Annotated in this window: 5 protein-coding genes; 3 read left to right on the forward strand and 2 right to left on the reverse strand. The window is 34.4% G+C overall.

Annotated elements, in window-relative coordinates:
• Window positions 1-99: 99 nt before the first annotated feature.
• Window positions 100-354, reverse strand: a complete 255-nt coding sequence (locus tag P9B04_RS15430; RefSeq protein ID WP_342055389.1) for a hypothetical protein — start codon at window positions 352-354, stop codon at window positions 100-102.
• A gap of 121 nt (window positions 355-475) precedes the next feature.
• A complete protein-coding gene (locus P9B04_RS15435; RefSeq protein ID WP_342055878.1) occupies window positions 476-2,296 on the reverse strand; it encodes a pentapeptide repeat-containing protein in 1,821 nt (606 codons plus the stop codon).
• Between the two features lie 90 nt (window positions 2,297-2,386).
• On the opposite strand from P9B04_RS15435, the gene P9B04_RS25200 reads away from it, so the two are divergent.
• The 3 genes from P9B04_RS25200 to P9B04_RS15445 all read left to right on the forward strand — a co-directional run bounded on the left by P9B04_RS25200 (window position 2,387) and on the right by P9B04_RS15445 (window position 4,243).
• Window positions 2,387-2,620, forward strand: coding sequence for a DDE-type integrase/transposase/recombinase (locus P9B04_RS25200; RefSeq protein WP_446718011.1), 234 nt, complete (start codon window positions 2,387-2,389; stop codon window positions 2,618-2,620).
• A gap of 231 nt (window positions 2,621-2,851) precedes the next feature.
• Entirely contained in the window at window positions 2,852-3,709 is an 858-nt protein-coding gene (locus P9B04_RS15440) for a hypothetical protein (RefSeq protein WP_342055879.1), read from the forward strand.
• 15 nt (window positions 3,710-3,724) lie between these two features.
• The gene (locus P9B04_RS15445) at window positions 3,725-4,243 is read left to right on the forward strand and encodes a caspase family protein (RefSeq protein WP_342055880.1); all 519 of its coding nucleotides are present in this window, start codon (window positions 3,725-3,727) and stop codon (window positions 4,241-4,243) included.
• Window positions 4,244-4,283 lie beyond the last annotated feature (40 nt).

The following is a 4,283-nucleotide window of genomic DNA, read 5'->3' on the forward strand; positions in this document are numbered from 1 at the left end:
TGAACGGCTACCGTAACACTACATAAATATTTCAACTAAAACCGTTAGAACCAGTGGCATTGTTATTATTATTATGTCCAATAAAAGGCAAAACATTAACTAGCGTTTTTTACCTAGATCTGATGTTTGGTTTTCTTTTTGTTGGGCTAACCACTCCCAGTCTATTAAGGTTCTTTCAGCAATAAGCTGGTGTTGTCTCAGCAATCTCTGAGCTTCAGCCCAGATTCGTTCTTCGCAAGGGTTCTCTAATTCTACCCCTAACAGAGAAAGGTAATATTTCATCAAATTGGTGTGTTGATAAGTGTAGTCGCTAAAGGCTATTTTTAGTCCATTGAGTAGTTGTTTTTTATTCATGAATAAGGCAGGCTAGAGCAGTTGATGTCCTTGACGGCAAGAGTGAGTTGGGTAGAAACACACTAAAAATCTTTACAAAAGTTGAGAAAATTGATAGTCAATGACACAGCAGATTTACCAACTAAGGAGTGACTTTTAATCCTAATTTTCTTAAAAAATCTGGAGAGTAAATTGCCTTTTCCCAAGATTTTCCCTGTTTAACTTGTTCTGGAGTTAGTCCCGTGGCTCCTTGCAAATTTGCGCCCTCAAGATTGGCTTGTTTTAAAATAGCATTTTTAAGATTGGCTTGGTTTAAATCAGCATCAATTAAATTGGCATTTTCTAAGTTAGCATTTTCTAAGTTGGCTTTAAATAACATACCTTGTCTGAGATTAGTTCCTTGAAGATTTGCTCCTTGAAGATTGGCTTGAACTAAATTGACATTTTCTAAGTCAAGTTCTCCTAAATTAGCTCTTATCAATTGACTACCAACATCAAGATTATAAGCGGATTTTTGGAACATTGGTCTAAATTGTTCAGAAAATCTTGTTCCCACATCATAAAGTACCGAAGTGAGATTAGCTCCCGTCAAATCGGCTCCTGTTAAATCAGCATTTCTTAAGTCAGCAAAGCTCAGATTAGCTGACCTTAAATTGGCTCTTTTCAAATTGGCATCTCTTAAATAAGCTTTCACTAAGTAAGCTTGGTTTAATTGAGCATTTTCTTGGATTTTATAAGCAGTTTTTCTTAATTTTTCTCTCCATTTGCGTGGAAAGGTTTTCTCCATTTTTTCATCATAAATAGCTTGCTGAAATTGGGTCTCTTCATTTAAGAGGGCTTGCTGAAAATTTGTGCTTCTTAAGTTGGCTCTCTCTAAAATAGCTGTAAACAGATTAGAGCCTTTTAAGTCAGCTTGTCCTAAATTAGCTCCTCTTAAGTTAGCTTCTTCTAGGTTGGTTTCACTCAAATCAACTTGTCTTAAATCAGCTTTTTCTAAGTCAGCTTTTGTCTTTTCTTTAAAATCAATAAAGTAAGCTCCCTGATCTGGTAAATAATCTTTGATTTTATCAAAGGGCTGGGTTTGGCGATCAAAGATAACACGAGTTAAATTAGCCCCGTTTAAATTGGCATCAATTAAGTTAGCTCCTCTTAAATCTGCTCCGGTTAAGTCAGCCCCCATTAAATGAGCTTTCAACAGATTGGTATTTCTTAACTTTGTGCCTTTCATTTGAGCTTCAATTAAGGATGAAGAACTTAAATCTGAGTCTTCTAAATTAGCTCCTGATAATTGTACTTTTGATAACATCGAATTGCTTAGTTCTGCCCCTTGAAGATTGGCATTTTCCAAATTAGCTTCGATTAAAGTTACTTCTTTTAGTTGAGACCAAGGCAACTGAATTGGAGATAAGTTAGCCCCTTTTAAGTTAAGTTTATTTAGATTAATACAATTGGCATAAAATCCTTGAATAATGGGTAAATTTCTCCAAGTTTGCCATCCATTTATCGAAATAAATTTGGGAGGTCTTTGTTCTTGTTCACAGCCTTTGTTCAAGGATTCTAGAGCTTCAATTCTTCCAGCACTAGCATTGATTTTTTCTGGGTCTATATTATTAACTACTTGCCAAGATTGATTGCGAGAGGCCTTTTCTCTTTTTTCGGCATCTAAGACAAAAATAATGACTCCGAATAATAGACTAAACTGTCCTAGAAACATAATAGTTTGTCTTAATTTTTTCAAGCAAAGCCAGCTGTAATTTAACCATTTTTTAGAAGAATAAACTTCTTGATTTACTTGAGAATAATGCTCCCAAAGAATTTGGATTTCCTCTAAAGAAAGATCTAGTTCTTTAGCAATTTGTAATAACTTAACTTTGAACTCGAAAGGTTTTTCCCCTAACTGTTCTAGCTCTTCAAATTTTGCTATTATCGCTTCAGCATTATCGTTAGAGAGTTTTTCTGACATCACGAATTAGGTTCTAAGTAGTTGGACAAAATTTAAAAATTTCTGATCATCGCTCAGATAGGAATGCCAAGGTAGTCCTAATGCCAGGAGATTGAATTAAGACGAATTAAATACTTGAATAATCTAATAGAGGAAGACCATAGAGGAATGAAAAGAATCATAAAAGCATCTCTAGTATCTAAGTCATTTTATACAGTATGGAGGAGAATCAGAGGAATTGAAACGATACACATGATAAGAAAAGGACAGGTAAAAAATGTTAGTAAAGGGGACAGTCTGTCTCAAAAAGAATTTATTGAGTCCCTCTTTGAAATTGCTGCTTAAAAAGTTAGAACAGGGCAAATGTAGTTCTTGGAACTTTTTGAAACGGAACCTACAAACCGATGATTTCACTAATTAACTCACACATTTACACAATTCTCTCCAATTATAATTGACTACTATTTAGAGCGAATGTTCTATTCAAGGAGTGGCTATTTGGCAAAACTGTTACCCACACTTGAATGTCGCCTACAGTTATTATATACTTAGTCAAATAAGGAAAAGTCATTAAACATGGCAAAAATTGTTGCCGTTCATGGCATTAATCAGCAATATAGAGGAAGTCACACTATATATTCTGAGTGGTATCCAGCACTTCAGGACGGTCTAGAACGAGCAGATTTCGTTTTAGATTCAGAAGATGAATTTAGATGTGCCTTTTATGGTGATATTTTTCGGGGAAAGGGTAAGTCAGAAGGTGATAATATTCCAGATTATGATTTAGATGACATCGAAGCAGGTTGGGAAGAAGAATTTTTGTTTGATTTGAGTCAAGAAGCAATTGCCTTAAAACAAGCTGATAATGAATCAGATGCTAAAAAGAAGAAAGGAGTAATAATTGGCATACAAAGAGCTTTAAATGTAGTCAGTGGCTCACCTTTGTTCGGAAATGTACCAGAAAAGGTAGTGATTAATTTTGTCAAACAGGTTAAAACCTATCTCCACAATCCAGAAAAAAGAGAAGAAATCAAAAAGAGGGTTTTAGACGAAATTGCTGACGATACTAGGGTTTTAATTGGACATTCCCTTGGTTCAGTTGTTTGTTATGAGCTACTTTGTCAAAATCCGGGTTTACCGATAAAAGTTTATATAAGTCTTGGTTCACCTTTGGGAATTAAAAGAATAATTTTTGACCGCCTAGAGCCTTCACCAAAGAATGGAATTGGTTTAAGACCAAAAGGTATTAAAACATGGGTAAACATTGCTGATGCCAAAGATATTGTGGCCCTAGAAAAAAAACTAGACCCTTTTTTTGAAGGTTCAATTCATGATAAACTTATTGACAATGGAGCTAATGCTCATAATGCTTCCAGGTATTTAACTACAGAACAAGCTGGTAAAGCAATTAAAGATGGTTTACAGGGTGGTTAATAGAACTATTTCAATATGGGAAGAAAAAATCGTTATTATTTAATAGCCTGTGGAACTAGTGACTATGATAATTATGAGCCGTTAGATTATGTAAGAGAAGATATTGAACGGATTACTAAGTTGTTCACCGAAAAATTTGGATATGAAAGAGTTTTACTCTCGTTAGATATTAATCCTGATAAACAAAAATTTACTGACTATAAAGCAGATTCATTCGCTGATTGGTTAGAGAAAGAAGAACGCCAAGAAAACGATATTGTTGTCTTTTACTATTCTGGTCACGGATTAAGTCCTAAACAGCAAAAAGATAATAAGCATTATCTTGCCTTAAAGCAAACAGTCCCAAATCGAGAATATCAAACTGCTTTCGCTACAGAAGAGCTAGTTTATCCATTAATGAATAAAAAAGTAAAAATTGCTCAAATCCTTTTTATTATCGATACTTGCCATTCTCAAGGCGGAGCTTCAGATTTAGTAAGTCTTGCCTCAAATATCTTAGGTAGTTTTGAAAAGGTTGAGGGCCAGAAATGTTGAATGTTAGAAAAAAGCCTGGAAAAAATCTGTTTAAAATGAT

It is taken from the genome of Crocosphaera sp. Alani8 (assembly GCF_038442745.1).
Classification (GTDB): Bacteria; Cyanobacteriota; Cyanobacteriia; order Cyanobacteriales; family Microcystaceae; genus Crocosphaera.